Origin of the sequence: Kitasatospora sp. LaBMicrA B282 (assembly GCF_050325825.1) — a bacterium.
GTDB lineage: Bacteria > Actinomycetota > Actinomycetes > Streptomycetales > Streptomycetaceae > Kitasatospora.
Map to the genome: position 1 here is coordinate 42,739 of NZ_JBNQTI010000027.1, position 26,076 is coordinate 68,814.

Below are 26,076 nucleotides of genomic sequence, written 5' to 3' on the forward strand. Positions count from 1 at the left end.
CCCCACGCGCCCCCACGCGCCCGAAGGCCGCCGCGACACCCGTCGCGGCGGCCTTCGCCGTTCCTGCCCTCTCCCTACCTCCGGTGCGTCACGCGGCCAGCGTCCGCAGCGGCGCGTTCACCGCCTCCGGCACCTCCTGCCCGGCCAGCACCCGGCGCACCGCCTCGGCCACCGAGACGCCCGCCTTCTCCTGCGCCTCGACCGTCCCCGCGCCCAGGTGCGGGGTCACCACGACCCCGGGCAGGCCGAAGAGCGGGGAGTCGGTGCACGGCTCGGTCGCGAACACGTCCAGCCCGGCCCCGGCCACCCGGCCGGACCGCAGCGCCTCGGCCAGGGCCGCCTCGTCCACGATCCCGCCACGGGCGGCGTTGACGATCCGGACCCCCGGCTTGACCGTGGCCAGCTCCGCGGCACCCAGCAGGCCCACCGTCTCGGCGGTCCTGGGCAGGTGCACGGTGACGAAGTCGGCGGCGCCGAGCAGTTCGTCCAGCGGGACCGAGCGGACGCCCAGCTCGGCGGCCCGGGCCGGGGTCACGTAGGGGTCGTAGGCGAGCACCTCCATGTCGAAGGCCTGCATCCGGCGCGCCACCAGCGAGCCGATCCGGCCCAGTCCGAGCACACCGAGCACCTTGCCGCCCAGCTCCACCCCGGTGAACCGGCTGCGCTGCCAGGAGCCGCCCTTGAGCGAGGCGTCGGCCTGCGGGATGTGCCGGGCCACCGAGAGCAGCAGCCCGATCGCCAGCTCGGCCGCGCTGACGATGTTGGAGGTCGGCGCGTTGACCACGAGCACGCCGGCGGCCGTCGCGGCGGCCACGTCCACGTTGTCCAGCCCGACGCCGGCCCGGGCGATCACCCGCAGCCGGGTGGCCGCGGCGATCGCCTCGGCGTCCATCCGGGTCGCGCTGCGCACCAGCACGGCCTCCGCCCCGGCGAGGGCGGCCAGCAGGGCGGTGCGGTCGGCGCCGTCGCAGTGCCGGACCTCGACGTCCGTGCCGAGGACCGCGACGGTGGCGGGGGAGAGCTCCTCGGCGAGCAGCACGACCGGGCGGTGCTTGGGAGCGAGCGGGTGGATGTTCATGCTTCTCTACCTCTGGACTCTGGTTGACGGAGGCTCGGTTGACTGCCGCTCGGGTGTCACTGGGCCGTTGCTCGGGCTCGGTCGCTGCTGGGCTCGGTCGCCGCTGGGCCGGGTCGCGGGTTCAGCCCGCCGGGAGGACGGAGACGTCGCCGCCGTCGCTGTGCACCGTGACCTTGTGCGGCGCGGCCGGGTCGGTGCGGACCCTGACCTGCGGGCTGCTGCCGTCGGCGCTCGCGTCCACCGCGTAGACGCCGTCCGGGAGCTGGGTCAGCACGTTGCCGCCGGCCGAGTGCAGGTCCACCAGGTCCGGGGCGGCGGCGAACTGCGCGTTCACGCCGGCGCCGTCCGAGCGGGCGGTGACCTGCTTGGACGTCACGCCGCTGAGCTGCACCGCACCGCCGTCGCCGATCAGGTCGAGGGCTCCGGCCAGCCCGGTGACGGTCACGCCCCCGCCGGTGTTGCGGACCGTCACGGCGACGTCCTTGGGCACCTCGACCCGGTAATCGACCTGGCAGACCTGGTGGGTGACGCTCGAGGCGCACTCGGCGGCGGTCAGCGACAGCGCGCCGTCGGCCGTCGTGTGGTCGACCTGGGGCTTGGCGCCGTCGTAGCGGACGGTCTCTTTGACCTCGACCGCGGGCCCGTTTCCCGCCAGCACCTGGACGGTGCCGCCCGGGGTCCGCACGGTGAGTGTCGAGATCCGATCGGCGACCTGGTAGGAATGGACGTCGGTGGTCACCTTGCCACCACACCCCGTCAGTGACCCGCCCAGCGCGGCGATGAGGACGACAGGGGCGACGACACCGCCGATCCGGGTCGTGCTCCGGTGGCTGGTCTGACGGGACGACTGCACGGCTTCACCTTCGCTCGTGGCGGTGGGACTCTCGGGCCCCAGCGTTCACGGCGTCGTCATACCGTTCCCATACTCCGACCATGACTCCGACCATCATGCGGACCGTCGAGGTGTTCGCGGATCGTCGATGTGATCTCCGGCCTACGGGTACTACGTCAGGTAGCACTACCCTGAACTCCGAGTATCGGGGAAACATAGAACTCTCAGGCAGAGTCGGACCCACAGACCCATCCCCGAAGGAGGCAGTGATGGCCAGCCATTCCGGGCCGCGCCCTGCCGACGAGCCGACCGCGCTCGCTCTGCCCGTCCCCGACGCCACCGCGGCCGCGGCCGGCGGCCCGGACAACCACGAGGAGTTGCTCCGCCGGCACCGCGCGGTGCTCCGGCAGGACCCGGCCGCCACCGGCGCGGCCGAGCTCTCCCGTCAGGTGCTCGGCTGGGCGCGGAGCCTCGACCTCGGGGAGCGCACGCTGCGCGAGGTGGCACGCGGTGCCGGGCACGGTGTCAGCAGCCCGGCCGCCGACCTGGGCGTCGACCCGGCCGACTTCCCGCTCGACGCCGATCACGATCCCGTCCTCGACGGCGATCCCGTCCTCGACGGCGATCCCGTCCTCGATGTCGATCCGGTCCTCGCGGCCGAGGGCCCCCGGACCCGTCAGGCCGTCGGCCGGGCCGCCGCCCTGTTCGGCGCGGCCGAGGCCGCCGCCGTGCTGGCCGCCCGCAGCGCGCACACCCTCACCGCCGAGTCGGGGCTGACCGCCACGCTCGTCTCCGCCCTGGTCCCGGCCCTGGTCGGCGAACTGACGGCGCAACTGGGCCGCCCGCTCGCCGCCGATCCGGAGGTCGAGCGCCGGCGCGGCGTGGTCGTCGCCCAGTTCCCCTGGCTGGTCCACGGCTTCGCCATGGAGACGGTGGACCGGGCCGGGCTGGCCGAGGCCGTCCGTCGTGGCGCCCCGCTGGCCGAGCTCGACGCCGAGCGGCTGACCCCGCTCTCCCGCGGCGGCTGCAGCCCGGTCCAGGCGCTGCCCGGCCTGATCGGCAGCCCCGAACTGACCGCGGCCGGTGACGAGCTGCAGGGCCTGGCCAAGGCCGTGCTCGCGGCCGGCGACGAGCTGCACCGCCGGATGGCCGAGGTCCCGGAAACGCCGCAGAGCGCCCCGGGTGACCGTCGGCTGGCGGCCGCCTACGAGGCGCTGTACGCGGCCGCGGCCGCGCTGGAACTCTGGATCGCCGGGGCGGCCGACGCCCGGGCGGACGAATTCTGGCTGCAGGCCACCCTGCGCGGCCTGCTGCTGCGCCTGCACCGACTGCTGGACGAGCCGGCCCCGGCCCTGGACACCGCCGCCGTCGAGGAGGCGCTCGCCGACCGGATCGCCGAACTGGCCGCCGCCGGTGCACCGCTCTCCCCGTTCGCGGGCTGAGCGGTTCGTTCCCGCACCGACCGGCTGCCCTGCTGCCGGTCGGTCCTGTGGCTGTCCACCGTCCCTCTTCCCGCTTCCCTCTTCCCTCTTCCGGGCCGGCGGTCAGAGGTTGAGCTGGTGCGGCATCACGGTCCGCACCTCGCCGCTCAGGATCGCCTCGTAGGTGCGGGCGAGCAGCCGCCCCGGCTCCACCCCCAGCTCGTCCGCCAGGATCCGGCGGCCGTCCAGGTAGAGCGACATCGCCTCGGCCTGCCGCTCGGACCGGTAGAGCGCGGTCATCATCAGCGCCCGGAAGCGTTCCCGCATCGGGTGCTGGGAGACCAGCCCGGTCAGCTCGGGGATCAGCTGGCGGTGCCGCCCGAGGATCAGGTCGACCTCGATCCGCGCCTCCAGCGCCTCCAACCGCGCCTCGTTCAGCTGCGGCCGCTCCGCGAAGACCAGGTGGTCGGTGACGTCTGCCAGGGCCTCGCCGTTCCACAGCGCCAGCGCGGCCCGCAGCAGCTCCGCCGCCAGCTCGTACCGCTGCTCGCGCAACGCCTTGAACCCGTTCTGCGACAGCTCGGTGAACCGGTTCAGATCGCACGGAACCTGCTCGGCCAAGAGTCTGTACCCGGTGCGGATCCGCAGCAGCGGTACGTCCGGCCCGATCCGCCGCCGGATCCGCGAGGCGTACGTGTGGATCTGCGCACCCGCCGTGTTCGGCGGGTTCGTGTCCCAGAGCATCCTCCCCAGGTGCTCGTCCGAGAGCGCCCGCCCGCCCGCGAGCACCAGCGCGGCGAACATCGTGCGCTGCTTGGTCCCGCTCAACGCGTCCTCCACCCCGTCGGTCAGGATGTGAACCGGGCCCAGAAGCCGGAACTCCATGATGTACGTCCTCCCTCGCACTACGCTGCGGCGCCGGCTACCGAGTCCGAGACCGCTTGACGATGGGAACGCTAGGAGTCCGTCACATCGCCCTGATATTGCCTCGATATCGATCCCCCGGGACACCCACCCGCGCTGCGCCGTCACTGCCGAGCCGCCGCTCGACTGCGATACTGCCCCCCATGGTGAACCGTCTGGCCGACGCCACGTCCCCTTACCTGCAGCAGCACGCCGAGAACCCCGTGGACTGGTGGGAGTGGTCCCCGAGGCGTTCGCGGAGGCCGACCGGCGCGGGGTGCCGGTGCTGCTCTCCGTCGGGACGCGGCCTGTCACTGGTGGCACTGACATGGGCCGGCGATCTCGCCAACCCGCCCGCCGTCGGCGGTGCCCCAAACGGGTTTCACACTCGTCAAGGGCCCGCCAGTGCGCTGGTGGCCGCCTGCTCCTACTCCAACCAGGGCGCCACCCCGATCCCGCGCGGCCGTACAGCTTCGGCACGGCCGAGCAGGCGCTGAGCGCCGACACCGGTGCCACCGTGAACTACTGCCAGTTCACCCAACCTCGGCCAGCTCTGCACCAGCAGCACCGCTGGCGCCGACCTGCAGTCGCACGGCTACCGCGCCTCCGCTACGGCGCCTGTGGCGAATCTGTCCACTGAACCCCGTCCGAGCAGCCGGCTGCCGGACGGCCCCAGTCCGCTCAGTACCCAACTCAGTACCCGACGGTGAACCTGCGCTGCACGAACCGCGGCAGCTCTGCCGCGTCCTCGGCCGAGATCCGGCTGAGGCCGTCGGTGTCGAGGACCGGCTGGTCGCCGCCGATCCGGAAGCGCCCGGTGCGCTCGCCGGGGGCGATCTGCTCGGCGGGGCTGAAGTAGGTCCAGAGCCGGTTCGAGGTGCGCAGCACGTTGAACGCGTCGCGCCGGCCGCGGACGGCGGCGTACTCCCGGGGCAGGCCGAGTTCGTCGAGGGCCTCGTGCAGCAGCTCGTCGCGGTCGGCGCGGCCCCCCGGCGCCAGCTTCAGGCTGGCGGTGCCGCCGATGACGACGAGCCGGGTGCGCGGGTGACTCTCCAGCGTCTTGAACAGCGCCCGGGCGGCAGTGGCGTGGACAGCCGGGTCGGCGATCGAGCGCTGGATGGTGTCGATGATGTCGTTCGCGCCGTTGCCGGGCTGGAAGCCGCTGAACAGGACGTCGAGGCCGGGCAGGGCCGCCGCGATTCGCGGAGCTGGAGGGAGCGAGTCCTGTCAGCCGTGGTGACGTGCCAGCAGAGCGTCGGGGATCGCTGCCGTGATGGGGGGCTCGTGTGTTCCTTGATGGGTGAAGTGCAGATCCTCGCGGGCTCGGGTGCAGAGGACGAGGAAGCGGAGGCGCGCCTCGACACCGGTCGGGTCCTCGGTGTAGCTGTCCAGGTCGGGAACGAAGACGCTGTCGAACTCCAGGCCCTTCATGCTGACCGTACTGACGATCCTGATGGGATGGGTCGAGAAGTCCATGGCGCCCCGATAGCGGTCGTCGAAGACGTACGCCTGGGTCTTCTTCGCGAGCCCACGGGACGCCAGCCCGCCCTGGATTTCTCGGATCATCCGGACCGACCTGCAGATGATTCCGATGCTCCGGTCCTGATGGGCGTTGAAGTACTGCGCGATTCCGGTGAGGAGACCGTCGAGGGACGGAACCCGCATGACGACGGGCAGGCTGCCGGAACGCGTCGGCAACGGCAACCCGGTTCGGTTCTCCACGCGGAACTCCGATGCCAGCATGGCGATCTCACGGCTGCTCCGGTGATCCTGCCGCAATTCCAACGGAGCAGCCAGTGCACCGAGCGTTCGACAGGCCTCGGACAGTGTCGTTTCCTCCGTACCGATGCGTTGGTTCTCGTCCGCGAAGACCGTGACATCGACATCGAGGATGCGGCAGAGGCGGTAGAAGCCGAGCGGTAGATTCTGGCCTTCGTCGACGACGAGGTGCGCTGTCACCCTGACGCCCCGCAGCACGCAGCTCCGCTGCATCTCGACCCAGTCGTAGCGCCGCTCGTCCTCGGCGGACCGTGGCGGTTCGCTTTCGAACTTCTCCCGCCACAAGGCCTTGAGCCACCGAGCGCACGTGGTCACGCGTGGCGTCCCGGTCAGCTCCGGGGCCAGTTGCGCGATGTACTGGTGCAGCAGGTTGTAGCGGGTGAGGAGGACGACCTCGCGGCCGGCCGTGGCCAGCGCCCATGCGCGGTAGACGGCCATCACGGTCTTTCCTCCGCCGGGGGGACCGGTGACGACATGGCTTCCCCGGAACGGCAGTTCAACCACCGCCCGTTGGTCGCCCCCGAGTTCCAGCAGCGAAGGGAATCTCATGACCCTTCCACTGCCTCGGCCGACTCCAGCAGGGCCGCCCGCAGAACCTCCTGGAAGAAGCCGGGAACCTCGTTGCCGCCGATCAGCAGAGTCCGGTCCAGGAGGGAGTTGTCGATCTCGCAGCAGGTCTCCGGGAGCAACGTGCAGGCGTGGCACGCCGCGCGGTTCAGGTTGGCCAGCGACCGGCCCGTCGAGTCGGCGCACAGCGGATCCTGCGAACACCACTGGGCCGATTCGAGCAGGCGGATCAGGGTCTCCCCCAGATACGGTGGCCGACCCTGACGGACGAGCCCGCCGAGGGTCCCCTCGGTGTCCCCGGCGGCCGTGTAGATGAACACGCCGGCCTGTGGCGGGTACGTGCTGTCCGTGGGGTGGCTCCGGGCGTAGACGCGCTCCCGCAAGGACGCCGCGTTGTAGCCACTGTCGTAGGACAGCTGACGGATGAAGTGGTGGGCCAGCGTGTGCAGCATGACGAAGCGCGGCAGCAGCACTGGTCCCGACTTGTCCCTCAGCCGGTCGACCTTGAACGAGGCATCCAGGTCCCGCTCGATCCGTCGGGTCCAGAGGCGGACCGGTTCGAGTTGCTCCCAGGCGCTCAGGCGTTCCTCGTCCAGGGAGACGAAGATCCCTTCGCCGTAGGTCTCCACAGCGGGCAGCCACTTCGCCCGCCTCGCGGTGTCGACCGAGACGAGTCGACCGCCCTCGTCGTTGTCGCCGGAGCTGGGTTCGTAACGGGAGAAACCCTCGAGCGCCCGGACCTCGCGCACCCTGTCCGCCACGACGACGGAGGCGACCCTCCGATCCAGCTCCTGCATCGAGTGCGGGGCGGTGCCCGCGATGTCGAGACGCGTCCGGCGCACGGAGAACGTCTTCGACCCGGGCACGGACTCCGGACCGGAGAACGCCGCCCATTCGGCGATGCTGAGGTGCTCGTCCGAGCCGAACGGCGACGACGGGGCGCCCTGCTCGGAGGCGCGGCGCCCGATCGCTTCGACGAATTCCTCGGAAACCTCGCACTCGGCGGCGATGATGGCCCGGAAGCTGTCGGCGATCGGACTGCCGTAGCGGTCGCGGTAGTCGGGCCAGAAGCGGCTGTCGACGACCAGTTGAATCGCGGGGTCGTGCTCCGACGAGCCTCTCGGGGTCGGGATGTCGATTGCGGAGTGGACGACCGGGAAGTAGACGTTGGCAGCACCGCGCTGTACTGCCTGAGGGGTCTCCTCACAGGAATCCGGCTCGTCGGTCTCGTACTGCCAGGGATGGGTCCCGGGGCAGTTCATCCCCAACTTCCGCAGGACGTTCTTGTGGCTGATTCCCGAGAGATCCCGCCGGGCGCGGCAGGTCTCGCACACGACGTGCAGGGCCTCGAGACCGGACGATTCGGGGGTGGCGAGGAACCGGAGCCGACCGGCCCGGCACTGTCGTTGATCGTGCCCCTCGCTCGCCGAATGAGCCCAGCGAAACCAGTTGATGTCGGCCAGGTGACCGGCCCGACAGACCTGGATGAAACGCATGGGCGCCAGTTTCGGCCTGCCTGGGCAGCGCCCACAGGTGGGAACCCGGTCCTTCTCCTCGAGCGAGGTCTTCCAGAACGCCATCGCCCGGCAGAGGGGGCAGAAGAGCCACTTCGGGAAACGCACGTACGTGGGCCCGTTGCGGCTGGTGTAGGCCGCTTTCCCCGACGGGATGACGGGAGCCGAACGGAAATCGTCCACGCGCAGTTTCGCCGCGAGCCGGGGGGACTCCACCCGTTCGGCGGTCTTGGCCCAGCTACGGATGTCTGCGGCCACGAACGATTCGCCCCGGAGATCGATGATCCCGCCGACCCCGAACGGAACGATGGTTTGCGTCCTGCGGACCTTGCGACGGATGTCCTTCACAGCGTTCACGCCCCCCTGACGACGACGAGGCAGTCGCGGTCGACATTGCGCATCGATTGTGCGGTCTCCCACAGACCCTCCTGCCTGCCGAAGTCGGTCAGGAGGGAGCTGAACGTGCGGCCCTGGGGACGGTAGTACAATCGCCCGCCTTCGCCCCGCGCGCTCTCGGCCTCCTGCTGCCACTCGTCGATCCGCCTGTCCAAGTGTTCCGCCGTGGCTTCGGCCTCGTCCGGGTCGGCACGCCGTACGTGGTCGACGATGAGATCCCTGATCCGGGCGACCTCGTCCATGTGCTCCAGGATTTCTCCGGCCTTGTTTTCGGCGGCGAGCCCGATCCCGTGGCGCACGAGGATGGTGAGCACGGCGTGCAGGGCACGATCGCGGGAGGGGAGCGACCACGGGGTGACGCTGGTGGGTTCGACGTGGCGGTAGAGCGAACGGTGGTAGACGCCGAACGACTCGTAGTGGGAGCGGTCGCGAGGCTTGGTCGATCGGAACAACGTGACGATCAGTCCCGGTACGTCGCGTCGGCCCACACGACTGGTGGCCTGGATGTACTCGGAAGTCGTCTTGGGCTGTCCGTTCATGAGCATCAGGCCGAGCCGGGGAACGTCGACACCGACCGACAGCATGTTGGTGGTGGCGAGGAAGGAGACACTGCCTTGTTCCCCGAACCGCTTTCCCAGCCGATCGAGCAGCCGCGGTTGGTCGGCTCGCGGGACGTTGCTGGTGAGTTCGACCACCGAGTCGTCGTTCAGCCGGCGGCGTCGGGATTCGTCCTTGGTCAGGTGCTCCAGCCGGGCCGGGATGTCGTCCCTCGCGATCGTGACGGTCCGGCCGAGTTCCCTGAGGCTGTTGTGGTAGGCCACCATGGTCCAGTAGGCGTCCCGCCGTGCCTCGTCGTCTCCCAGGTCCATCGGCGCCTGGAGGCCGGCGGCGCCCACGTGGACGGTCGCCGTGGAAGCGGTGTGGCCCTGGGCCATCACGCCGATGTACAGGCGCCCGGGCTTCTCGTCGTCGGGTGAGGCGAAGTAGGAGCGACCCGCCTCGAGACCTGCAGGTGGGAACAGCTGCACGGGACGACCGTAGAGGCTTCGGATCTGGTCCTGCGAGCGCCGGATCGTCGCCGTGGACGCGATGACCTTCGGTGCCGTGCCCTGCCAGGAGCAGAGTTCGAGGACGGCGGATTCGTACAGCCCGACCGTGGTCCCCAGAGGACCCGCCAGCAGGTGCAACTCGTCCTGGATCACCAGGGACGGCGCCCGCCTGCCGTCCCTGCCGAAGAGGTTGCCGGCCTCGGACTCCCAAGCCAGGCGGGCGAACTTGTCCACGGTGCCGAGCACGAAGGTCGGCGGTTCCCGATAGATCTGCTCGTCCACCACGGCGACGGGCAGCCGCTCGTGGAAGACGCACGACCGCCGCGGACAGAAGAACCAGGTCTCACGCCCGTCTGCGTGGATGCCGAAGTCCTGGCCCTGACCACTGCGTTCGGGGACGATCTCGGTGCCGCACCAAGGGCAGCGCTCCAGCAGGAAGCGGTCGTCCGGTTCGGGTGACTGCTTCAGGGCGTCGAGTTCCTGCTCGGCGGCGGAGTTCCGGTTCGGCGTCGTCTCCTGGCCGACCCAGAGCCCGATACTGATGGGTTCCTGCCCGAGGTCGTGGTGCAGCCCACCGTCGTGCCCGGCTCTGATGTACTCCAGCGCGCAGATCGCGGTGGCCGTGCGCTGGAACTGCTGCGTGGTCAACAGACTGAGCGTGTATCGGCTCAGCACCGCGGTACCGCCGCCCGCGACACCGTACTGGAGCCGACGGCGGAGGATCTCGAAACAGGCGGTGAGCAGGTAGGTCTCGGTCTTGCCGCCACCGGTCGGGAACCAGATGAGGTCGACCGTCCGTCGGTCCTCGTGGTCCGGGATCATCAGGCTCTCGGCCACGAGCAGGAAGTAGGCGAGCTGGAACGGGTGCCAGGCGTAGTCGGTGGGAGGTTCGGTGAGCTCGATCACCTCGCTGTTCCTGCGCCTGCGACTGCCCGCCAGCTCGGGACGGCTGTGGAGCATCTGGAGCGCCATGGCCCGGTTGGCCAGGCGGAAGGCCTCCCGCGCCCGCTCCCCGGTGGGCGTCGACGAGGTGAGCGCGGTCACTCCGGAGGCCATCCGGTCGAGCGCCGCGCCGACCCGGCCCAGCAGGCGCCCGGCAGGAGCGGCGGCCCACCGCGGCAACGACTCGGCCTCGGACTGCTGGGTTTCGAACCACTTGCGGTACCCGAGGACGAACGAGCTCAGCCCGTCCCGCAGATCCTCGACCGTGAGCTCGGGATTCGACAGGTGCGCGAGGTTGAGGACCGGCAGGTCCCGGGGACCGTCGGGCTTGATGTGCGCGACGATCTGCTCCGGCATGACCTCCGTACGCAGGGTGGTCACCGGGCCGGAGCTGTCGTCCCAGACGACGGCACATCCGTGGCCCACGGCACGGGTGATGATGTGCCGGTACTGGACACGCAGCTCCTGCTCTTCCTCGTCCCGGCTGTTGAGGCGGGTGCTCGGGTATTCGAGCACGGTGCCGTCGCTCGTGGTGGTGCGGAGCGAGACCTGGAAGAGCATCAGCTCCCGGTCCTTGTGACGGCTCTCCTCCTCCTTGTGCGCGTTGGACAGTACGCAGGTGACGAGGTGCCCGGCGCCGAAGCTGCGCCAGCGGACGTGGAGCAGGCCATGTCCGTCCAAGCAGGAGACTGGCGAGTCGGATCCGAGCTCCACAGTCTCGGTCGTCGACAGCCGCCGCTGGCGCTTCCAGCTGCGTCGCCCGCCTTCACGGAGCGTCAGGTAGCGCGAGGCCTCGCAGACGACCTCGATCCGACGGGCGTCGGTGAAGAAGGAGAAGCCGAGGGAGGAGGGGAGCCAGGCGTTGGCCTCGGCGACCGGATCGTCGGCGAAGCCGTCCTCCTCGCCCGACCCGGCCTCGGACTCGTCGAAGCTCTCCTCGCCCTCGGCCACCGCGTGTTCGAGCATGGAGGAACCGCGCGGGTACAGCGTGCCCATCAGGTAGCGACGGTCCGGCGGATCGACGAGGTGTTCCTCCTCCTCGGGCCCGGGACCGACCAGTTGACGGCGAAGATAGGAAACGTAGGTGTCCCGGTGGGCGGAGAGCGACGGCTCGGCGTCGGTCACTTCGGTGCTCCCCCTCGCGTGATCACGGCCATTCCCAGATCGCCCAGCATCTTCCTGACGCCTGGTCGGCATGCGACCCAGAGCTGGGCGCGAGCCCTGGTGCAGGCGACGTAGAGCGTATCGAGCCGGCCGTCCAGGTGCTGGGGCTCGAGGTCGACAAGACAGACGACGTGGTTCTCGTGCCCCTTGAAGTCGGCGACGGACGACCAGGTGAGCCTGCGCCTGGTACGAGCGGAGCCGACCACGTCGGTGAAGCGTTCGATCTTGGACACACGCTGGGACAGGCGGGCGGAGCTCGACTCCCAGTTGCCCGCGACCGACAGCACTGTGATGTCCTGTGGGGAGACCTCCTGCTGAAGGAGGTCGTTCACGTAGGCATCGAGGAGCGCGGCCTCGTCCCGGACGTCCTGGACGTTCTGGAACAAGGGGCGCTCCCCTTCACCGGCCGAGGCGACACCCAGGTCGGCGCCCGTGTACGCCTGGACCTCCTTGACGATCTGCACGGTGTTGCGGCAGTTGCGCTTCATCGGCCCGTATACCGTGCCCATGCCGCGCAGGTAGTCCCATGCCTCGGGGTCGAAGGTCGTCGGAGCAAGCAGCTGGTTGTTCTGGTCCAGCATGAAGGTCCACCGGCCCTGTTCGAGCCCGCCCGCCGACAGACCGTCCAGGACACCGAGACTGTCGAAGGTCATCAGGTCCTGGGCCTCGTCGACGATCAGGTGGTCGAAGGTCCGACCCCGGACCTCCGCCAACCGATCGAACGGCAGGACCGTGACCGGGTGGTCGGAGAGTATCCCCGTCAGGTGGGTGGTCAGGGTAGGGCTCACAGCGGTGAAGAGGACGCTGCCGGTGGCTGAGCTGCGTCGTGCGGCCTCGGCCGCGAGGAATGTCTTCCCGGTGCCGGCACCTCCGGTCCAGACGAGACGGGGGTTCGACTCCAGCTCGTCGAGTCTGTCCAGTTGCTCCTCGGTGAGGCGCTCGAAAGCCACGTCCAGGTCCGTCAGCCGGGCGCGCAGATTCGGGACGAGGTCGAAGTCCGGGCGTACCGCCTTGAGCATCTTCTCGCGCAGCGGCGCCGGTACGGGGGTCTTCGCCCACCAGTTGCGTGTGCGCCAGAAGCGGGTGGCCCGGGCGATGCCCTCGGCCAGCCCGCGGCCGCCGTTGTAGGCCTTGCTGCCCAGGTACTGTTCGGGCTCGAACTCGGTGGTTCGGCCGAGATCGACGTCCGGCGTGATCACCAGGTATCCGCTCGGGACCTCCAGCGTGCGCAGATCGCCGACCCGCTCGCCGAGCTGTCGCTCGAACGCGTGCATGCCCCCGCTGGCCTGTGCGAAGGGGCTCTCGCCGGGACGCTCACCCGCACCGGACGGCCCGTAGTACCACTTGCCGTCCCGTTGGCCGACCCGGCCGCCCTTGACCTCGATGAAGAGCAGCAGCTCCGGCATGATGACGACGAAGTCGATCTCACCGACGCGCTTCCGGGCGTGTCGCGGGAGGTGGACCGAGTGCAGGGCGACGCTCTGGGCGTCTGGGACGGCCTTGAGCGCGGCGAAGACGCTGCGCTCCGCCCGGCTCCGCGTGCTGTTCGAGATCTCGCTCGGGATGATCCGCATCAACTCTCCCCACCCTCACCGACAGATCATCAACATACCGACTTCCGGCCTTCGAGTGCGGGCAGTGGCGAGGAGTCGCTGGCAGTAGTGGTCGGTTGAGTGATGAACTACGGGCAGACACGGGCGAGCGGACGAGGCGATCATGGTGAACGGTGGTGCATCCGGTGAGCGCCTGCATGGCATCGAACGGGACTTCCTCGTCGGTCTGATCGGTCGGTTCGACGCGGAAGGGGTGGACGCCAGGTCCGCGCTGGCACAGGTGGTGCGGGCCGCGCGCCTCGGCGAGGAACAGGCTGTCGACCTGTGGCAGTCGGTCCTCAGGAGCCGGGTGGACTCCTTCCCCGACGAGGGGGAGCGGTTCGGGGCCGGGCCGGTCGACCGGTCCGAAGCGGTGTCCGTCGAGGGCGTGGAGGACGCCGCCGAGTTCGGCCTCCCCGACGACGAGGAGGAGACCCCGGATCTCGACCAGTTCCGGGGTACGGTGCGTGTCCACGACCTGGAAGCGGCACGCCGCCTGGGCCGGGTCGTGCTCCGTGCCGATCGAAGGCGACTGCACCCGGACGCACACCTTTTGAGCGCGGAGGAGGAGGTGGGACTCTGCCTTCTGTTCCGCGACGGCATCGCGTCGGAGGAAGAACTGCCGGAGGGCTACCTCGCGGTTCTCGCACGCGACGGCGAGCCGTATCAGGCCTTTTCCGCGATGATCGCCCACAACCGCCGGCTGGTCGTCAAGACCGTTCTGACGCTGGGGTACCGGGCGGATCACCCCGACCACGAGGATCTCGTGCAACACGGAATGATCGGTCTGATCCGGGCCGTGGAGAAGTTCGACATCTCCGTCGGGTGCAAGTTCTCGACCTACGCCACCTGGTGGATCCGCCAGCGCATCACGCGCGCAGTGGCCGACGAAGGGTCGGTCATCCGGCTTCCGGTCTACATATGGACCGAGATCGACAAGCTCCGGCGGAGAGAGCGGGAGTTCCTCGAGAGAGGAGTCCGGCCGACCGTCCTCGATCTCTCGCTCGCATGTGACCTGCCCCTGGAAAAGGTGACCGAGTACCTGCGGCTCGGTCGGCGGACGGTCTTCTCGATGGACCAGCCCGCCGGTGAGGGGGTGACACTCGGACAGTTGATGGTCGTCGACACGGCATCGGTCCCAGGGCCGGAGCACGCGCTGTGGTCGCGGTTCCAACGCCAGGAGCTCCTGCAGTGGTTCGAGGACTGCGGACTGGAGGAACGGGACCGCGAAGTGCTGTTTCTGAGGTTCGGATTCGTCGACGGTCGGCAGTGGACTTTGGACGATATCGGCAAACGGTTCAAGGTCACACGCGAACGCATTCGACAGATCGAGGGCAGGGCGCTGAAGGACCTCGGGATCCTACTCGGCCTGCGGCCGGACAACGCCTCTTCCGAGCGGCGGCGGTCGAAGGCGGCCGCGAAGCGGGCGGCCCTCGAACAGACTGCGCGGGGCGTGACCCCGGGGCGTCGCGGCACGGTCGGCGAAGCGGAAGCAAAGCACAGTTCCGAGGGGAGAGAGGGAACGGTGACCTCGAAGGAGATCGAGCCCGGTCCGCAGACGGTCGGGCCGGCAGGTGAGCACGGTGTCGATGCCACGGACCTCAGGGTGCCGATGTCGCCGACCACGGTGGAGGGTTCTTCGGGTGGCGTCGGTGTGCCGCCCGTCTGGTACCACCGGCCTGGTCACAAGGACGGTGGGCGGGAGTTCGGCAACGCGGCCGCGTTCGCCTTCGAGGCGGATCTGGAAGTACTGGCACGCGAAGCCACGCAGAACAGCCTGGACGAGCGTGATCGGCGGAACGACCGTCCGGTCAGGGTCCGTTACACGCTCCACGAGCTGACCGGGGGCCATCTGGCCCGATTCCGCGACGCGATCCGTTGGGACGACCTCAGGTCGCACTACGAGGCTGCCGCTGCACAGGACCAGAAGGTCGGACGCGTCATCAGCACAGGTCTGCGCGAGATGTCCGAGCGGGAACGGCTGGTCCTGCTCCGCATCGACGACTACAACGCGAGCGGCCTGACCGGCGACGACTACGAGGACGGCCGGTTCGCCGCTGTGGTCCGACGTCAGCTCGACAGCCGGAAGGCGGACGCCTCGGCCGGCGGCTCGTACGGCCTCGGGAAGGCGACCCTGTGGGCCACCAGTCGGCTCGGCCTCGTGCTCATGAACTCGACACTCTCCGAAGCGCACGAGGGACGCACCAGGCGCCGGCTGATCGGGCGGCTCGACCTGCCGTGGCGGGAGGTGGCCGGCGAGAGATTCGCGGGTCCCGCCTGGCTCGGGCAGCCCGACCCCGCGGCGGAGAACGCGAGCGTCGTCCGATCCTGGTGGGCGGACGAGGAGACGGCCGAACGCCTGCACCTCACCAGGGAGCACGACGACCCCGGGACGTCCTTCCTGATCGTGGGGGCGCACGACGTGGCCAGCCTCGTCGGTGCCGGACCTGACGGTGACGGCGACCCGAGTGACGACGAGGACAGTCTGGAGCGCATGCATCAGCGTCTGGTCGGCGCGCTTGGACGCAACTTCTGGGCCGCGATGACGGCGGGAGGGGATCGTCCCCCGCTTCTGGAGGCGTCGGTCCGAACGCTGCGCAACGGAGTGGCGCACATCGCGGAGGAGCGGGTCGATCCCCAGCTGCACCAGCCCGCTCGTGCCCGAGCGCTCCAGGCTTTCCTGGCCGGTACCACGGTGGACCGGCTCACCGCTGCGGGGCAGGTGGCTCTCACCACGGTGCGCTTGAACCTCCCCGAGCGGGAGGGCCTCGCCGGCACCACGGGCGAGCACCGAGCGGTGCTGCTGGTCACCGATGCCACGGACGCGGATGGCAGGATCAACCAGGTGACCGCGATGCGCGGAAACCGCATGACGGTCAGGACCAGCCGGGTGCCAGGGCTTCCTGTCGGGACCAACCCGTTCCAGGCCGTGCTGCTCGCGGGCCGGGCGGCGGGGGAGGACGCACCGTTCGCCGTCGAGGCGGAGGAGTTCCTGCGTGCCTCGGAGCCGCCGGAGCACAACAAGTGGGGTCAGACCGACGAACTGAGAACGCGCTACTCGCCCTCGGCGCACCGTCGGATCGCGGCGATGACGTGGGAGATCAACAAGGCGGTGCAGCAGCTCGTGGCGGTCGAGAGGAAGGACAAGCGCGACGGCACGAGCAGGGTGAGCAAGCGACTGAAGATTTCTGGGAAGCCCACCGTCAAGGTCAGGGGTACGGTCACGCCGCCCAGGCTCGATGAGCTGGAAACTGTCATCGACTCCTCCGGCGCCTGGCTGATCACGGCTGTGGTCAAGGTGTCCCCGGGAGAGGAGGCGTGGGCCATGAGCCCCGTGGCGAAGGTGGAAGTGCGTTCCGGTCCAAAACCGTTGGTTCGATGGTCCGAGCTGGCCGCCGTCAGCAACTGCGAACTGGTCGACGGTGTGCTGCATTTCGCGCCGGGTGCGCGCCGCGCGGTGTTCCGCGGCGTCACCGACGTGTCGACGCATCCGGTACGAGCCGGGCTGGCTGGACTCGTCGTCGAACTTCAGGAGAGCAAGGAGGCCGAGGCATGAGAGCCTACGCCTACCCCCGGTTGACCGGTCCGGTGACGACCAGGGTCACCGCGGTCCGGCTGCGCGGTCCGGGCGACAGCCGGGAATACTTGGAGTCCCGTGGGTGGTCGGTGGTCGAGCAGGTCGTCGCGCTCGGCATGGCGGAACGGGACGACTGGCACACAGCCAGGCTCTCACTGGCGGTGACGGTGCCTGCTCGGGAGATCGAGACGAAGAAGCACTGGTCGGACGTCGTCGTCGTCGCCGTACTGACGGAGGGAATCACCAACGCCCGAACGGTGGCCCGGTTGACGCCCGGCTCCGATGGCGGCCAGGAATGGGCCGGGGAGGTCGAACTCGACCGGGACAGCCACGTCGACCGGGCGTCCCTCGCCGTGCACGTGGTTGCCACGGTGGGAGGTGTGGCGGGCAGGATCATCGGGTCCACCGAGCAGGAGTGGCTCGTCGACGTCATCTCCGACGCGCCATTGAGGGATCGTCAACTAGACGTCACCACTGTAAGTTTCGCTCGCGGCAAGGAGTGGTTGAGGCCTTTCAGGGAAGTTCCCTGGATAGTGGACATCGCCGGACGGATGCCCGCAGTGCGTCTGAACTCCGACTTCGAGGGATTCGCGGCACTCGTCCAGAGCCCGGGTTCGAAGATGGAGACCATGGTGGGCGAGATGCTGCTGGCGCAGATGTGCGCGGAGGTGTGGACGGCGGTGTTCCACACGGCCATCGGAGACCTGGAGATCGAGGAGGACGGGACCCCGCTCTTCCCACCGGACTGGCGGGGCGCGGTGCTCCGCGAGATGCTTCCGGACATCGTGCCCGGGCGATCGGCCGAGGCGGCTCTGCGCGAAGTCCACAACAGGCGTGTCGGCGAGGGAAGCTGGACCGATCTGCAACCGCGGATCCAGTACGCCGCAGCTCGTCGCGCCGATGTTCCCAAGGCCTTGACCGCTGCTGTCCGTGATATCGAACGATTCGAGCAGGAGACCCACGCGTGACTTCCCGACCGGAGCACCTGCCGGAGCGGCTTGCTCTGATCTCCGATGCGCAGGCCGCCGAATACCTGACGGCGGGAGTGCTCGAAGGGCAGGACGATGTCCGTTCCATCGCCCTGAACAAGGCGGCGGAACCGCTGCCCGGTGATGACGCGCGAGCGGAGTTGCACCGTGTCCGGGACCTGATCGACGACGCGATGGACATGTTCCGCTCCGAACGGCCGACCGCGGCAGACGCGTGGTTGGCGCCGAGACTCCACGAAGCCCTTCGACTGACTCGGAGGGAAGCCGCGGAGAAGGGTTTCTGGACCTACCTGGCCCTCGGAGTGGCGCCCGACTACGTCGTGTGGCGTCACCTGCCCGACCCGAGGGCCGACGGGTCACCCCGCGCCGTGGCCCGGGACAGGTTCGTCGGCCCGCACTACAAGCAGGCATTCGCCAGGCTCTGGTGGACAGCCGAGCTGTTCCGTGACGGCCCGGACTACCGGCCTGTTGTCGTCGCCTGCAGTAACCAGGACATGCTCAATTCCGCGGTGCGGCTCGATGTCATCGACCACCGCCCGACCGCTCAGGCCCTGGTCCGACTCCTGGAGCGGGGAACGGTGCGGACCGGGCGAGAGGTCAATGCGTTGATGCCGGCGATCAACGCCGCAGCGGCCACCCTGATGTACGACGTCATCGCCCCCGACGTCGATCGTGACGGAGACGCCGTGCGTGAGTGGATCGAGGGAGCGGCCTCCGCTCTGCCTGCTCCGCGGAGCACCTTGCCGGACGGACCAGAGGAGGAACGGGTTCCGGACGACGCGGTGCGGCACCTGCTCGCCCACTTCGAGGAACTGTTCGCCGATGTGTCGGTCAGAGGGCGGGCTTCCGGCGAGCCTGTCTGACCTTGTGGCTGTCCTCGGGGCATCGGGTCCGGTCACCGCATCCGATGTCACGTAGCCGAGCAGTCAGGTCGGGGCTCACCTCCCGCCAGGTCGTCGAGTCCGCCAACTGCGCCTCCGACGGAGCGGTACCGCTCAGAGCATTGCTGAGCACGTGCATGCCGAGCAGGGGCGGCACGGCGTTTCCGACCTGCTGCGCCTGGTCGTTGCCCGACCAGGGGAAGTTGTGCGGGAAGGTCTGCAGTACGCCGGACTCGGCGATCGTGAAACGATCGAATTCGTTTTCTTCGTAATCCACTTGAGTCCGGTAGATCTTGTTGCGGGACACCTTTCCGGTGACGGTGAAGGCGGGTTCGGAGGAGAGCCGCCGACCGCGCTTCTTGGGATTGCCGTTGGATCCGTAGTTGGATACGACGAAGAACTTCGTCCCGCCCTCGGAGCGGAACCTGGACATCTCGACCGACGATCCTGGCAGGGCGTCAGCGGCATCGAGCGCCTCCGCCATGGAGACCCAGTTGTCTGTGGGACGGGAATCGATCGTGAACGCCTCTGTCTGGCCCGTGTTGCCCCCTCTGCGATGTACGTCGAAGGGGCGGTTTGTCGTGCTGGGCCGTGAGACAGCACCGGAGCCCACGAGACGCGCGATGAGCACCGCTCGAGTGCGTGTCTGTGGGACCCCGAACTGCTCGGTCTTCAACTCCCAGCAATCCGCCTCGTACTTGACGCCTCCGAGTCGTCCTTCGCCACTGCGCAGAAGTTGGGCGTAGACGTCCCACAAGGGCAGCACCGCGGGCACCTGTTCCAGGACGATCACCCGATACGGGTCACGGCCCTCGGTCTCTATCGCCTTGAGCAGCCAGCGGAGGGGTTCCAAGACCAGTGCGGTGCGTGGATCCACGTTCAGGGAGTGCAGGTCCTCGTCGATCCGGGCTTCGTCTTCGCCGGAGACGAGTCGGCGGATGAACTCCTTCACCGTGTCGAGCGCTGCCCTTCCGGCACCACGTCCCGCCACGGAGAAGGACTGGCACGGGGGGCCGCCGGCCAACACGTCCACTGACCGGGGGATCTCGTCGAAGCGTGTCTGGCGCATGACGCTGACATCGGCGTGGAACGTCGGCAGACCGGCCGCATAACGGGTTTCGCAGGCGTTCCGATCCCATTCGATGCCGATACTCTTGTACCCCAGGAAGTGCGCGGCCACATCAAGACCGCCTGGACCCGCGAAGAGGTCCAGGATGCGGACTCCATCGAGAGGGTCGATCTGTGTTCCTGGGCTGCTCATGGGGCTGAAGTCTATCCGGCCGCCGCGACGGTGCCGCCGGTGCGGGCCGCTGCGTCGATCGGCTGGTCGTGAGCACAGGGGTGCGCTGAGCGTCAGGTGCCCTTGGCCTGTCGAGTCCGCAGTGCCGGGGCCGCTGCTCCATGCGGTGCCCCCTCACCGCGGCGGTGTTGTCCGGGGGCCGATGGCTCTTTACGAGGAGCCGTGCGAGCCGCCTTCTCCTCTTCCACGGCCGTGGCGACCGTGCACGCGACGGTGTCCGGTGACTCGTGTTCCCAGAAGCGCATGACCGTCCAACCCTCGGATATCAGCTGGGCGTTCGTCTCCAGATCCCGTGCGATGTTGCGGTCGAGCTTCTGCCGCCACCAGTCCGCATTCGCCTTGGGGCTCGTGGCGTGCTCCGGGCAGCCGTGCCAAAAGCAGCCGTCGATGAGAACGGCCAACCTGGCTCGCGTGAACGCGATGTCGATCTTGCGTCGGCGCATACCGGGCACGGGAAAGTGGGTGCGATAGCGGTAACCCGAGGCATGGAGGATCTTTCGTACGGCTTGCTCGGCCGCTGTGTCGCGGCTGGTCTGGCGACTCATCCGGGCCGAGACCTCAGGGCTGGAGGGCGGTACAGCTGGCATACCTCCATTGTCCCGTTCTCATGGCGTGCACGGCACTGTGTGCCCGCCTGCCGGGGCACGGCCGGTTTCACTGCACGATGCTGTCAACAGCACGATCGCGAAGCAGACCGCCGCGATGGTGTAGCCCAGCGGGCTGGCGCCAGCCCCGCCGCGGGGGTGCGGGGCGGCGGGCTGAGGGTGCGCAGGCCGAGGTGAAGAGGGCGGGGATGCCGGCGTTGGTGAGGGTGCCGACGACGGTGATCTTCCAGAGGGCGTTGAGGTTGATCCAAGTGTTCACCTGACCGTCTCCCCTCCTCCGGCAGGGCCGCCGGGGCGACCTGGCCGCTCCATGCGGGGTTGACGTTCTCTGGCGTGACGGCCGGGTGACGGGAGGCGACGTAGAAGGCGATTGAGGACGGCACCAGGATTACGAAGATCACCACTACCCCGGCCATCCCGCCGATGCCTGCGCCACCCCGTGGGCGAGCGTGCCGACCACGCCGGCTGCGGGGAGGGTGAGCAGCCAGGCCGTCACCATCCGGCGGGCGATGTGCCAACGGACCTCGATGCTCGTCTTGCCCAGGCCCGAGCCGGTGACGACGTGGGTGGTGGAGAGTGTGTAGACGAAGTCGGTGGAGGAGAGGATCACCGCCGCCGAGGCCGACTCGCTCGCCATGCCCTGCGGCGGCTCGATCTCCACTACGCCCCTGCCGAGCGCCCTGATCCACGGCCGTCGCGGCGACCGTCGCCGGCAGCCTGGTGGAGAGCCACACCGTGCCCCGGACCTTGGTGACGGCGGGCCTGGCCGGCAGCATCCTGTGGAACCTGGCGACCTGGCACCTCGGGATCCCGTCCAGTTCCTCGCACGCCATGATCGGCGGCGTGGTCGTGGCGACGATGGCTGCGGCGGGCTCGTCCGCCGTCAAAGTGGCAGGGCTTGGTGGCGAAGGTGATCGTGCCCGCCGCACTCTCGCCCGTGCGGCACGGTTGCGGGCGTGCGCTTCACGCGTCAGGCGTGGTGATGCAGGGTGGTGCGGGGGCAGCGTTCGACCGCTGAGGTGCGGGGCCCGGCCGGAGTCGCAGATGTCGTAGGTCGGAAGGGCCTGATCGTGCGACGATGCCGGTATGAACCGGCTGGCCGACGCCACGTCCCCCTACCTCCAGCAGCACGCCGAGAACCCCGTGGACTGGTGGGAGTGGTCCCCCGAGGCGTTCGCGGAGGCGGCGCGGCGGGGGGTGCCGGTGCTGCTGAGTGTCGGGTACGCGGCCTGTCACTGGTGTCACGTCATGGCGCACGAGAGCTTCGAGGATGCCGCTGTCGCCGGGTACCTGAACGAGCGGTTCGTGGCTGTGAAGGTGGACCGCGAGGAGCGGCCGGATGTGGATGCCGTGTACATGGAGGCGGTGCAGGCGGCGACCGGGCAGGGTGGGTGGCCGATGACCGTCTTCCTGACGCCGGAGAAGGCGCCCTTCTACTTCGGCACGTACTTCCCGCCGGAGCCCCGGCACGGGATGCCGAGCTTCCGGCAGGTGCTGGAGGGGGTGGACGCGGCCTGGCGGGAGCGGCGGGACGAGGTGGGCGAGGTGGCCGGGCGGATCCGGGCCGAGCTGGCCGAGCGGGCCGCGGTGTACGGGGCCGGTGTCGGGGTGGCGCCGCCCGGGGAGAAGGAGTTGCACCAGGCGCTGGTGGGGCTGAGCCGCAGCTTCGACCCGGAGCGCGGTGGTTTCGGCGGCGCGCCCAAGTTCCCGCCGTCGATGGTGCTGGAGTTCCTGCTCCGGCACCATGCCCGCACCGGTTCCGCGGCGGCGCTGGAGCAGGTCCGGGGGACCGCGGCGGCGATGGCCCGCGGCGGCATCTACGACCAGCTCGGCGGCGGCTTCGCCCGGTACGCGGTGGACGCGGGCTGGGTGGTGCCGCACTTCGAGAAGATGCTGTACGACAACGCCCTGCTGATCCGGGTCTACCTGCACCTGTGGCGGGCCACCGGGGACGAGCTGGCCCGCCGGGTGGCGCTGGACAGCGCCGACTTCCTGGTGCGGGAACTGGGCACCGCCGAGGGCGGGTTCGCCTCCGCGCTGGACGCGGACAGCGTGGACCCGGAGACCGGGAAGTCCGCCGAGGGCGCCTACTACGTGTGGGAGCCGGGGCAGCTGGTGGACCTGCTCGGCCCGGCCGACGCCGCCACCGCGGCCCGGCTCTTCTCGGTCACCGCGACCGGCACCTTCGAGGAGGGCCGCTCGGTGCTCCAGCTGCTCGCCGACCCGGCCGACGAGGCCGAGTACGCGCAGCTGCGGGCCACCCTGCTGGCGGCCCGGGCCGAGCGTCCGGCCCCGGCGCGGGACGACAAGGTGGTGGCCGCCTGGAACGGGCTGGCGATCGCCGCGCTGGCCGAGTGCGGCGCGCTGCTCGACCGCCCCGACCTGGTGGCCGCCGCCGAGCGCGCCGCCGACCTGCTGCTCAGCGTCCACCTCAGCGCGGAGGGGCGGCTGCTGCGCACTTCGCGGGACGGGCGGCCCGGTGCGAACGCGGGGGTGCTGGAGGACTACGCGGACGTGGCCGAGGGCTTCCTCGCGCTGTACGCGGTGACCGGTGAGGCTGCCTGGCTGAAGCTGGCCGGCGGGCTGCTGGACACCGTGCTGAAGCACTTCGCGGACGAGGCCACCGGCAGCCTGTACGACACCGCCGACGACGCCGAGGAGCTGATCCGCCGCCCGCAGGACCCGACCGACAACGCCACCCCCTCCGGCTGGACCGCCGCCGCCCAGGCGCTGCTGAGCTACGCCGCCTACACCGGCTCGGAGCGCCACCGCACCGCCGCCGAGCGGGCGCTGGGCGTGGTCGCCGCGCTGGCGGGGCAGGCGCCGCGGTTCATCGGCTGGGGGCTGGCGGCGGCCGAGGCGCTGCTGGACGGGCCGCGCGAGGTCGCCGTGGTCGGCCCGGTGGGCGATCCGCGGACCGCCGCGCTGCACCGCACCGCGCTGCTGGCCACCGCGCCGGGGGCGGTGGTGGCGGTCGGCGAGCCGGCTGCCGGGACCGAGGTGCCGCTGCTCGCGGACCGGCCGCTGCGGGACGGTGCGCCGGCGGCCTACGTCTGCCGCCACTTCGCCTGCCAGGCGCCGACCACGGATCCGGCACAGCTGGGCGAGCAACTCGGGGTGCGGCACCACTAGGCACTAGGAGGTCCAGCACCGGGAAATTGGCGTGCGCCGCAGGTCGCGGGTGTCCCAGGATCGGTCCATGACCTGGACCTTCACCGACTCGCTGCCCGACTTCCGCGCCGCCACCGCCGAGTTCCTGACCGCCACCCGGGCGGAGAACACGGTGCTGCTCACCCTGGTCCACAACCTGGCCCACGGCTCCTGGGTGGGCGGTGACCCGGAGCTGCCGCCGCGCTTCGGCTGGTGGTCCGCGCAGCCCGGGGGAGCGGCCGGCGCGGCGTGGATCCAGACCCGGCCGCAGCCGCTGCGGCTGAGCGGGATGCCGGCCGCGGTCGCCGCCGAGCTGGCCCGCGCGCTGCCCGCCGCGGCGCGCGCGGAGATCACCTCGGTGGGTGGGCCGGACACGGCGGTGACGGGCTTCGCCGAGGCCTGGACCGCGCGGTTCGGCCACACCGCCGCCGTGCGGGAGAACCTGCGGCTCTACCGGCTGGGCGAGCTGGAGGTGCCCGAGGTGCCGGGGCGGGCCCGGGCGGCCGGGCCGGAGGACTTCGAGCTGCTGGTCCGCTGGTGGCGGGAGTTCGCCGCGGAGGTCGGGGCTACGATCCGAAACGTCGAGGGCCTGGTGCGGGTCCGGCTGGAGACCGGTGACGTCCGGCTCTGGGAGGACGGTGGGCGGCCGGTCTCGTTGGCGGCCGCCTCGGCGGTGGTGGCGGGGATGGTGCGGGTCGCGCCGGTCTACACCCCCGCCGCGGAGCGCGGGCACGGCTACGGGAGCGCCGCCACCGCCGCCGTCTCGGCCCGGGCCGCGCTGCGCGGCGCCGAGGAGGTGCTGCTCTACACCGACCTGGCCAACCCGGTCAGCAACTCGATCTACCAGAAGCTCGGTTACCGTCCGCTGCACGACAATCTGGTGATGGAGTTCCAGGAGTGACGGAGGCTCACTCCCAGGCCCAGCGGATCCCGAGCAGGCAGGGCCCCAGGCCGCCGGCCACCAGGTGCACGCCGTGCTGGCCGTCCAGGGTCAACTCCTCGCTCTCGTAGGGCTCGACGCCCGGTGCGCTGAGGGCGAAGCGGTGGCAGCGCACCGGCAGCGCCCGCGGGTGGAAGCTGACCTGGAGCACGTACTGCCCGGTGCCGGAGTGGAAGCCGCGCACGTACTCGGTGCTCGGGCCGCACCCGGGGGCGTCGTCGAAGCCGTAGCCGAGCAGGTGGGTCTCACCGGTCCGCAGCCGGCGGTCCAGCAGCAGTTCGGCGAGGACGAGTTGGGAGGCCTGGTCGCGCCGGACCCGGCCGACCCGGCAGTTCTCGGTGGCCCGCACCCGGACCTCGGCGACCTCGCAGCCCGGGTCGCCCTGGTGGATCGCCAGGTAGCGGTCGACGCCGTCGCGGTGGGCGCGCACCGCGTGCTGGGAGTCGCGGCGCAGCAGTCGCCGGTCCGGCCCGAGGCGGATCCGCTCGATGTGGGTGACCGTGTGCAGGCCGGTGTCGCGCGGGCCGGGGAGGGCGGCGAGCAACTGGTCGACCGCGGCGGCGGGGGCGATCAGGTCGCGGTAGGGGCGGACCGCCACGGTCGGGGCGGGTGGCGCGGTGGGCTGCCCGCGGCGCGGGCCGAGCAGCCGGGTCAGCGAGTGCGCCGGCAGTTCCAGCACCTCCTCCAGCGCCCGGACCGCGCGCAGTGATTCGGGGCGTTCGGGGCGGCGGCGGCCCTGCTGCCAGTAGCTGAGGCTGGTCACCCCGACGTGCACCCCGCGCTGCGCGAGGTGCTGCTGGACCCGGTGCAGGGCCAGTCCGCGGGCGGCCAGCGCGGTGCGCAGGGCGAGGTGGAAGGGGCCGGTGCGCAGCACGGTGGCGAGGTCGGGGCGGCTGCCCGGCACGTCGCCGTGGCCCCCTGGTCGGACACTGGCCGTGCGCCCCATGGCGGCCTCCCTCGCTGCCCTGCCGGTGGTGAATATTCACATGACCGCTGGGCGCTGTCACCCTGCCGGAGGGCAGCGACCGGTGCCGTTCACACTCGGCGGCCGGCGTTCACACCCGAAGCGGAGCGCTCCGCACCGTCGTTGACCCGGGCCGGTCAAGGGCTGATCCTCGGTCACAGCCCGGCGCCGACCGCGAACGGCGCCGGGCAGCGCGTGTCCCCCACTTCCCTTCCCTGCCTGACCGCACGGAGGAAACGCCATGTCCGCTTTCAGAAGGTCCGCTCTCAGAAGGTCCGTTTTCGGGCCACCACTCGTGCGCACCGCCCAGGGAGCCGGCTCGCGCCCGCGCCGGGTGCTCGCCGTGGCCGCGCTGCTCGCGCTCGGCCCCGCCCTGACCGTGGCCACCGGCTCCCCGGCCGGCGCCGCCACCCGCACCCCCGCGCCGGCGTCC

Annotated in this window: 17 protein-coding genes and 5 pseudogenes; 9 read left to right on the forward strand and 13 right to left on the reverse strand. The window is 70.4% G+C overall.

Annotated elements, in window-relative coordinates; genetic code table 11:
* Positions 1 to 115: 115 nt before the first annotated feature.
* Together ACQRUO_RS10570 and ACQRUO_RS10575 are read right to left on the reverse strand one after the other, a co-directional pair.
* A pseudogene (locus tag ACQRUO_RS10570) lies at positions 116 to 1,078 on the reverse strand (hydroxyacid dehydrogenase); the annotation flags it as partial.
* A 121-nt stretch (positions 1,079 to 1,199) separates the two neighbouring features.
* A complete protein-coding gene (locus ACQRUO_RS10575) occupies positions 1,200 to 1,931 on the reverse strand; it encodes a hypothetical protein (RefSeq protein WP_428315530.1) in 732 nt (243 codons plus the stop codon).
* Positions 1,932 to 2,179: 248 nt separating this feature from the next.
* Between ACQRUO_RS10575 and ACQRUO_RS10580 the strand changes: the two genes are divergently transcribed.
* Complete coding sequence (locus tag ACQRUO_RS10580) at positions 2,180 to 3,352, forward strand: hypothetical protein (protein ID WP_428315531.1); 1,173 nt, start codon at positions 2,180 to 2,182, stop codon at positions 3,350 to 3,352.
* 102 nt (positions 3,353 to 3,454) lie between these two features.
* On the opposite strand, the gene ACQRUO_RS10585 is transcribed toward ACQRUO_RS10580, so the two are convergent.
* Positions 3,455 to 4,216, reverse strand: coding sequence for an AfsR/SARP family transcriptional regulator (locus ACQRUO_RS10585; protein ID WP_428315532.1), 762 nt, complete (start codon positions 4,214 to 4,216; stop codon positions 3,455 to 3,457).
* Positions 4,217 to 4,398: 182 nt separating this feature from the next.
* Here ACQRUO_RS10585 and ACQRUO_RS10590 point away from each other — a divergent pair.
* Positions 4,399 to 4,558: pseudogene (locus ACQRUO_RS10590) on the forward strand (DUF255 domain-containing protein); the annotation flags it as partial.
* A gap of 369 nt (positions 4,559 to 4,927) precedes the next feature.
* Here ACQRUO_RS10590 and ACQRUO_RS10595 read toward each other — a convergent pair.
* The 5 genes from ACQRUO_RS10595 to ACQRUO_RS10615 form a co-directional block, all read right to left on the reverse strand.
* Entirely contained in the window at positions 4,928 to 5,122 is a 195-nt protein-coding gene (locus ACQRUO_RS10595) for a hypothetical protein (RefSeq protein WP_428315533.1), read from the reverse strand.
* A 339-nt stretch (positions 5,123 to 5,461) separates the two neighbouring features.
* Complete coding sequence (locus ACQRUO_RS10600) at positions 5,462 to 6,451, reverse strand: hypothetical protein (RefSeq protein ID WP_428315534.1); 990 nt, start codon at positions 6,449 to 6,451, stop codon at positions 5,462 to 5,464.
* Between the two features lie 107 nt (positions 6,452 to 6,558).
* Positions 6,559 to 8,451, reverse strand: a complete 1,893-nt coding sequence (drmB, locus tag ACQRUO_RS10605; RefSeq protein WP_428315535.1) for a DrmB family protein — start codon at positions 8,449 to 8,451, stop codon at positions 6,559 to 6,561.
* Positions 8,448 to 11,606 carry a helicase-related protein gene (locus ACQRUO_RS10610; RefSeq protein WP_428315536.1) on the reverse strand — a complete coding sequence of 1,053 codons (3,159 nt, stop codon included), beginning with the start codon at positions 11,604 to 11,606 and terminating at the stop codon, positions 8,448 to 8,450. Before ACQRUO_RS10610 ends, drmB begins: the two co-directional genes overlap by 4 nt.
* Positions 11,603 to 13,219 carry an NERD domain-containing protein gene (locus tag ACQRUO_RS10615; protein ID WP_428315537.1) on the reverse strand — a complete coding sequence of 539 codons (1,617 nt, stop codon included), beginning with the start codon at positions 13,217 to 13,219 and terminating at the stop codon, positions 11,603 to 11,605. The genes ACQRUO_RS10610 and ACQRUO_RS10615 overlap by 4 nt, the downstream gene beginning before the upstream one ends.
* A 700-nt stretch (positions 13,220 to 13,919) precedes the next feature.
* On the opposite strand from ACQRUO_RS10615, the pseudogene ACQRUO_RS10620 reads away from it, so the two are divergent.
* The 4 genes and pseudogenes from ACQRUO_RS10620 to ACQRUO_RS10635 form a co-directional block, all read left to right on the forward strand.
* Positions 13,920 to 14,579, forward strand: a pseudogene (locus ACQRUO_RS10620) (sigma-70 family RNA polymerase sigma factor); the annotation flags it as partial.
* 309 nt (positions 14,580 to 14,888) lie between these two features.
* Positions 14,889 to 16,793, forward strand: a pseudogene (locus ACQRUO_RS10625) (transcriptional regulator); the annotation flags it as partial.
* Positions 16,790 to 17,782 (forward strand): hypothetical protein, encoded by a 993-nt coding sequence (locus ACQRUO_RS10630; RefSeq protein ID WP_428315538.1) that lies wholly within the window; start codon positions 16,790 to 16,792, stop codon positions 17,780 to 17,782. The pseudogene ACQRUO_RS10625 and the gene ACQRUO_RS10630, both read left to right, overlap by 4 nt.
* Positions 17,779 to 18,666, forward strand: coding sequence for a DUF6339 family protein (locus ACQRUO_RS10635; RefSeq protein WP_428315539.1), 888 nt, complete (start codon positions 17,779 to 17,781; stop codon positions 18,664 to 18,666). Before ACQRUO_RS10630 ends, ACQRUO_RS10635 begins: the two co-directional genes overlap by 4 nt.
* On the opposite strand, the gene ACQRUO_RS10640 is transcribed toward ACQRUO_RS10635, so the two are convergent.
* The 4 genes from ACQRUO_RS10640 to ACQRUO_RS10655 form a co-directional block, all read right to left on the reverse strand.
* Positions 18,635 to 19,945 (reverse strand): DNA cytosine methyltransferase, encoded by a 1,311-nt coding sequence (locus tag ACQRUO_RS10640; RefSeq protein WP_428315540.1) that lies wholly within the window; start codon positions 19,943 to 19,945, stop codon positions 18,635 to 18,637. The genes ACQRUO_RS10635 and ACQRUO_RS10640 overlap by 32 nt on opposite strands.
* A 92-nt stretch (positions 19,946 to 20,037) precedes the next feature.
* The gene (locus tag ACQRUO_RS10645) at positions 20,038 to 20,571 is read right to left on the reverse strand and encodes a very short patch repair endonuclease (RefSeq protein WP_428315541.1); all 534 of its coding nucleotides are present in this window, start codon (positions 20,569 to 20,571) and stop codon (positions 20,038 to 20,040) included.
* Positions 20,572 to 20,638: 67 nt separating this feature from the next.
* Positions 20,639 to 20,848: a hypothetical protein gene (locus tag ACQRUO_RS10650; protein ID WP_428315542.1), complete on the reverse strand. Its 210-nt coding sequence runs from the start codon at positions 20,846 to 20,848 to the stop codon at positions 20,639 to 20,641.
* 144 nt (positions 20,849 to 20,992) lie between these two features.
* Positions 20,993 to 21,274, reverse strand: a complete 282-nt coding sequence (locus ACQRUO_RS10655) for an inorganic phosphate transporter (protein ID WP_428315546.1) — start codon at positions 21,272 to 21,274, stop codon at positions 20,993 to 20,995.
* Between the two features lie 17 nt (positions 21,275 to 21,291).
* On the opposite strand from ACQRUO_RS10655, the pseudogene ACQRUO_RS10660 reads away from it, so the two are divergent.
* The 3 genes and pseudogenes from ACQRUO_RS10660 to ACQRUO_RS10670 all read left to right on the forward strand — a co-directional run.
* Positions 21,292 to 21,642: pseudogene (locus ACQRUO_RS10660) on the forward strand (inorganic phosphate transporter); the annotation flags it as partial.
* 33 nt (positions 21,643 to 21,675) lie between these two features.
* Positions 21,676 to 23,721 (forward strand): thioredoxin domain-containing protein, encoded by a 2,046-nt coding sequence (locus ACQRUO_RS10665; RefSeq protein ID WP_428315543.1) that lies wholly within the window; start codon positions 21,676 to 21,678, stop codon positions 23,719 to 23,721.
* A gap of 67 nt (positions 23,722 to 23,788) precedes the next feature.
* A complete protein-coding gene (locus ACQRUO_RS10670; protein WP_428315544.1) occupies positions 23,789 to 24,640 on the forward strand; it encodes a GNAT family N-acetyltransferase in 852 nt (283 codons plus the stop codon).
* 7 nt (positions 24,641 to 24,647) lie between these two features.
* Here the strand turns inward: ACQRUO_RS10670 and ACQRUO_RS10675 are convergent, their stop codons facing one another.
* Positions 24,648 to 25,625, reverse strand: a complete 978-nt coding sequence (locus ACQRUO_RS10675; protein ID WP_428315545.1) for a hypothetical protein — start codon at positions 25,623 to 25,625, stop codon at positions 24,648 to 24,650.
* Between the last annotated feature and the right edge of the window lie 451 nt (positions 25,626 to 26,076).

Bases quoted from the DNA above. Each gene is read 5' to 3' on its own strand.
- ACQRUO_RS10580 (WP_428315531.1), top strand. From the start codon at position 2,180: ATGGCCAGCCATTCCGGGCCGCGCCCTGCCGACGAGCCGACCGCGCTC.
- ACQRUO_RS10585 (WP_428315532.1), bottom strand. From the start codon at position 4,216: ATGGAGTTCCGGCTTCTGGGCCCGGTTCACATCCTGACCGACGGGGTG.
- ACQRUO_RS10600 (WP_428315534.1), bottom strand. From the start codon at position 6,451: ATGGCCGTCTACCGCGCATGGGCGCTGGCCACGGCCGGCCGCGAGGTC.
- ACQRUO_RS10615 (WP_428315537.1), bottom strand. From the start codon at position 13,219: ATGCGGATCATCCCGAGCGAGATCTCGAACAGCACGCGGAGCCGGGCG.
- ACQRUO_RS10630 (WP_428315538.1), top strand. From the start codon at position 16,790: ATGAGAGCCTACGCCTACCCCCGGTTGACCGGTCCGGTGACGACCAGG.
- ACQRUO_RS10640 (WP_428315540.1), bottom strand. From the start codon at position 19,945: ATGAGCAGCCCAGGAACACAGATCGACCCTCTCGATGGAGTCCGCATC.
- ACQRUO_RS10645 (WP_428315541.1), bottom strand. From the start codon at position 20,571: ATGCCAGCTGTACCGCCCTCCAGCCCTGAGGTCTCGGCCCGGATGAGT.
- ACQRUO_RS10665 (WP_428315543.1), top strand. From the start codon at position 21,676: ATGAACCGGCTGGCCGACGCCACGTCCCCCTACCTCCAGCAGCACGCC.
- ACQRUO_RS10670 (WP_428315544.1), top strand. From the start codon at position 23,789: ATGACCTGGACCTTCACCGACTCGCTGCCCGACTTCCGCGCCGCCACC.
- ACQRUO_RS10675 (WP_428315545.1), bottom strand. From the start codon at position 25,625: ATGGGGCGCACGGCCAGTGTCCGACCAGGGGGCCACGGCGACGTGCCG.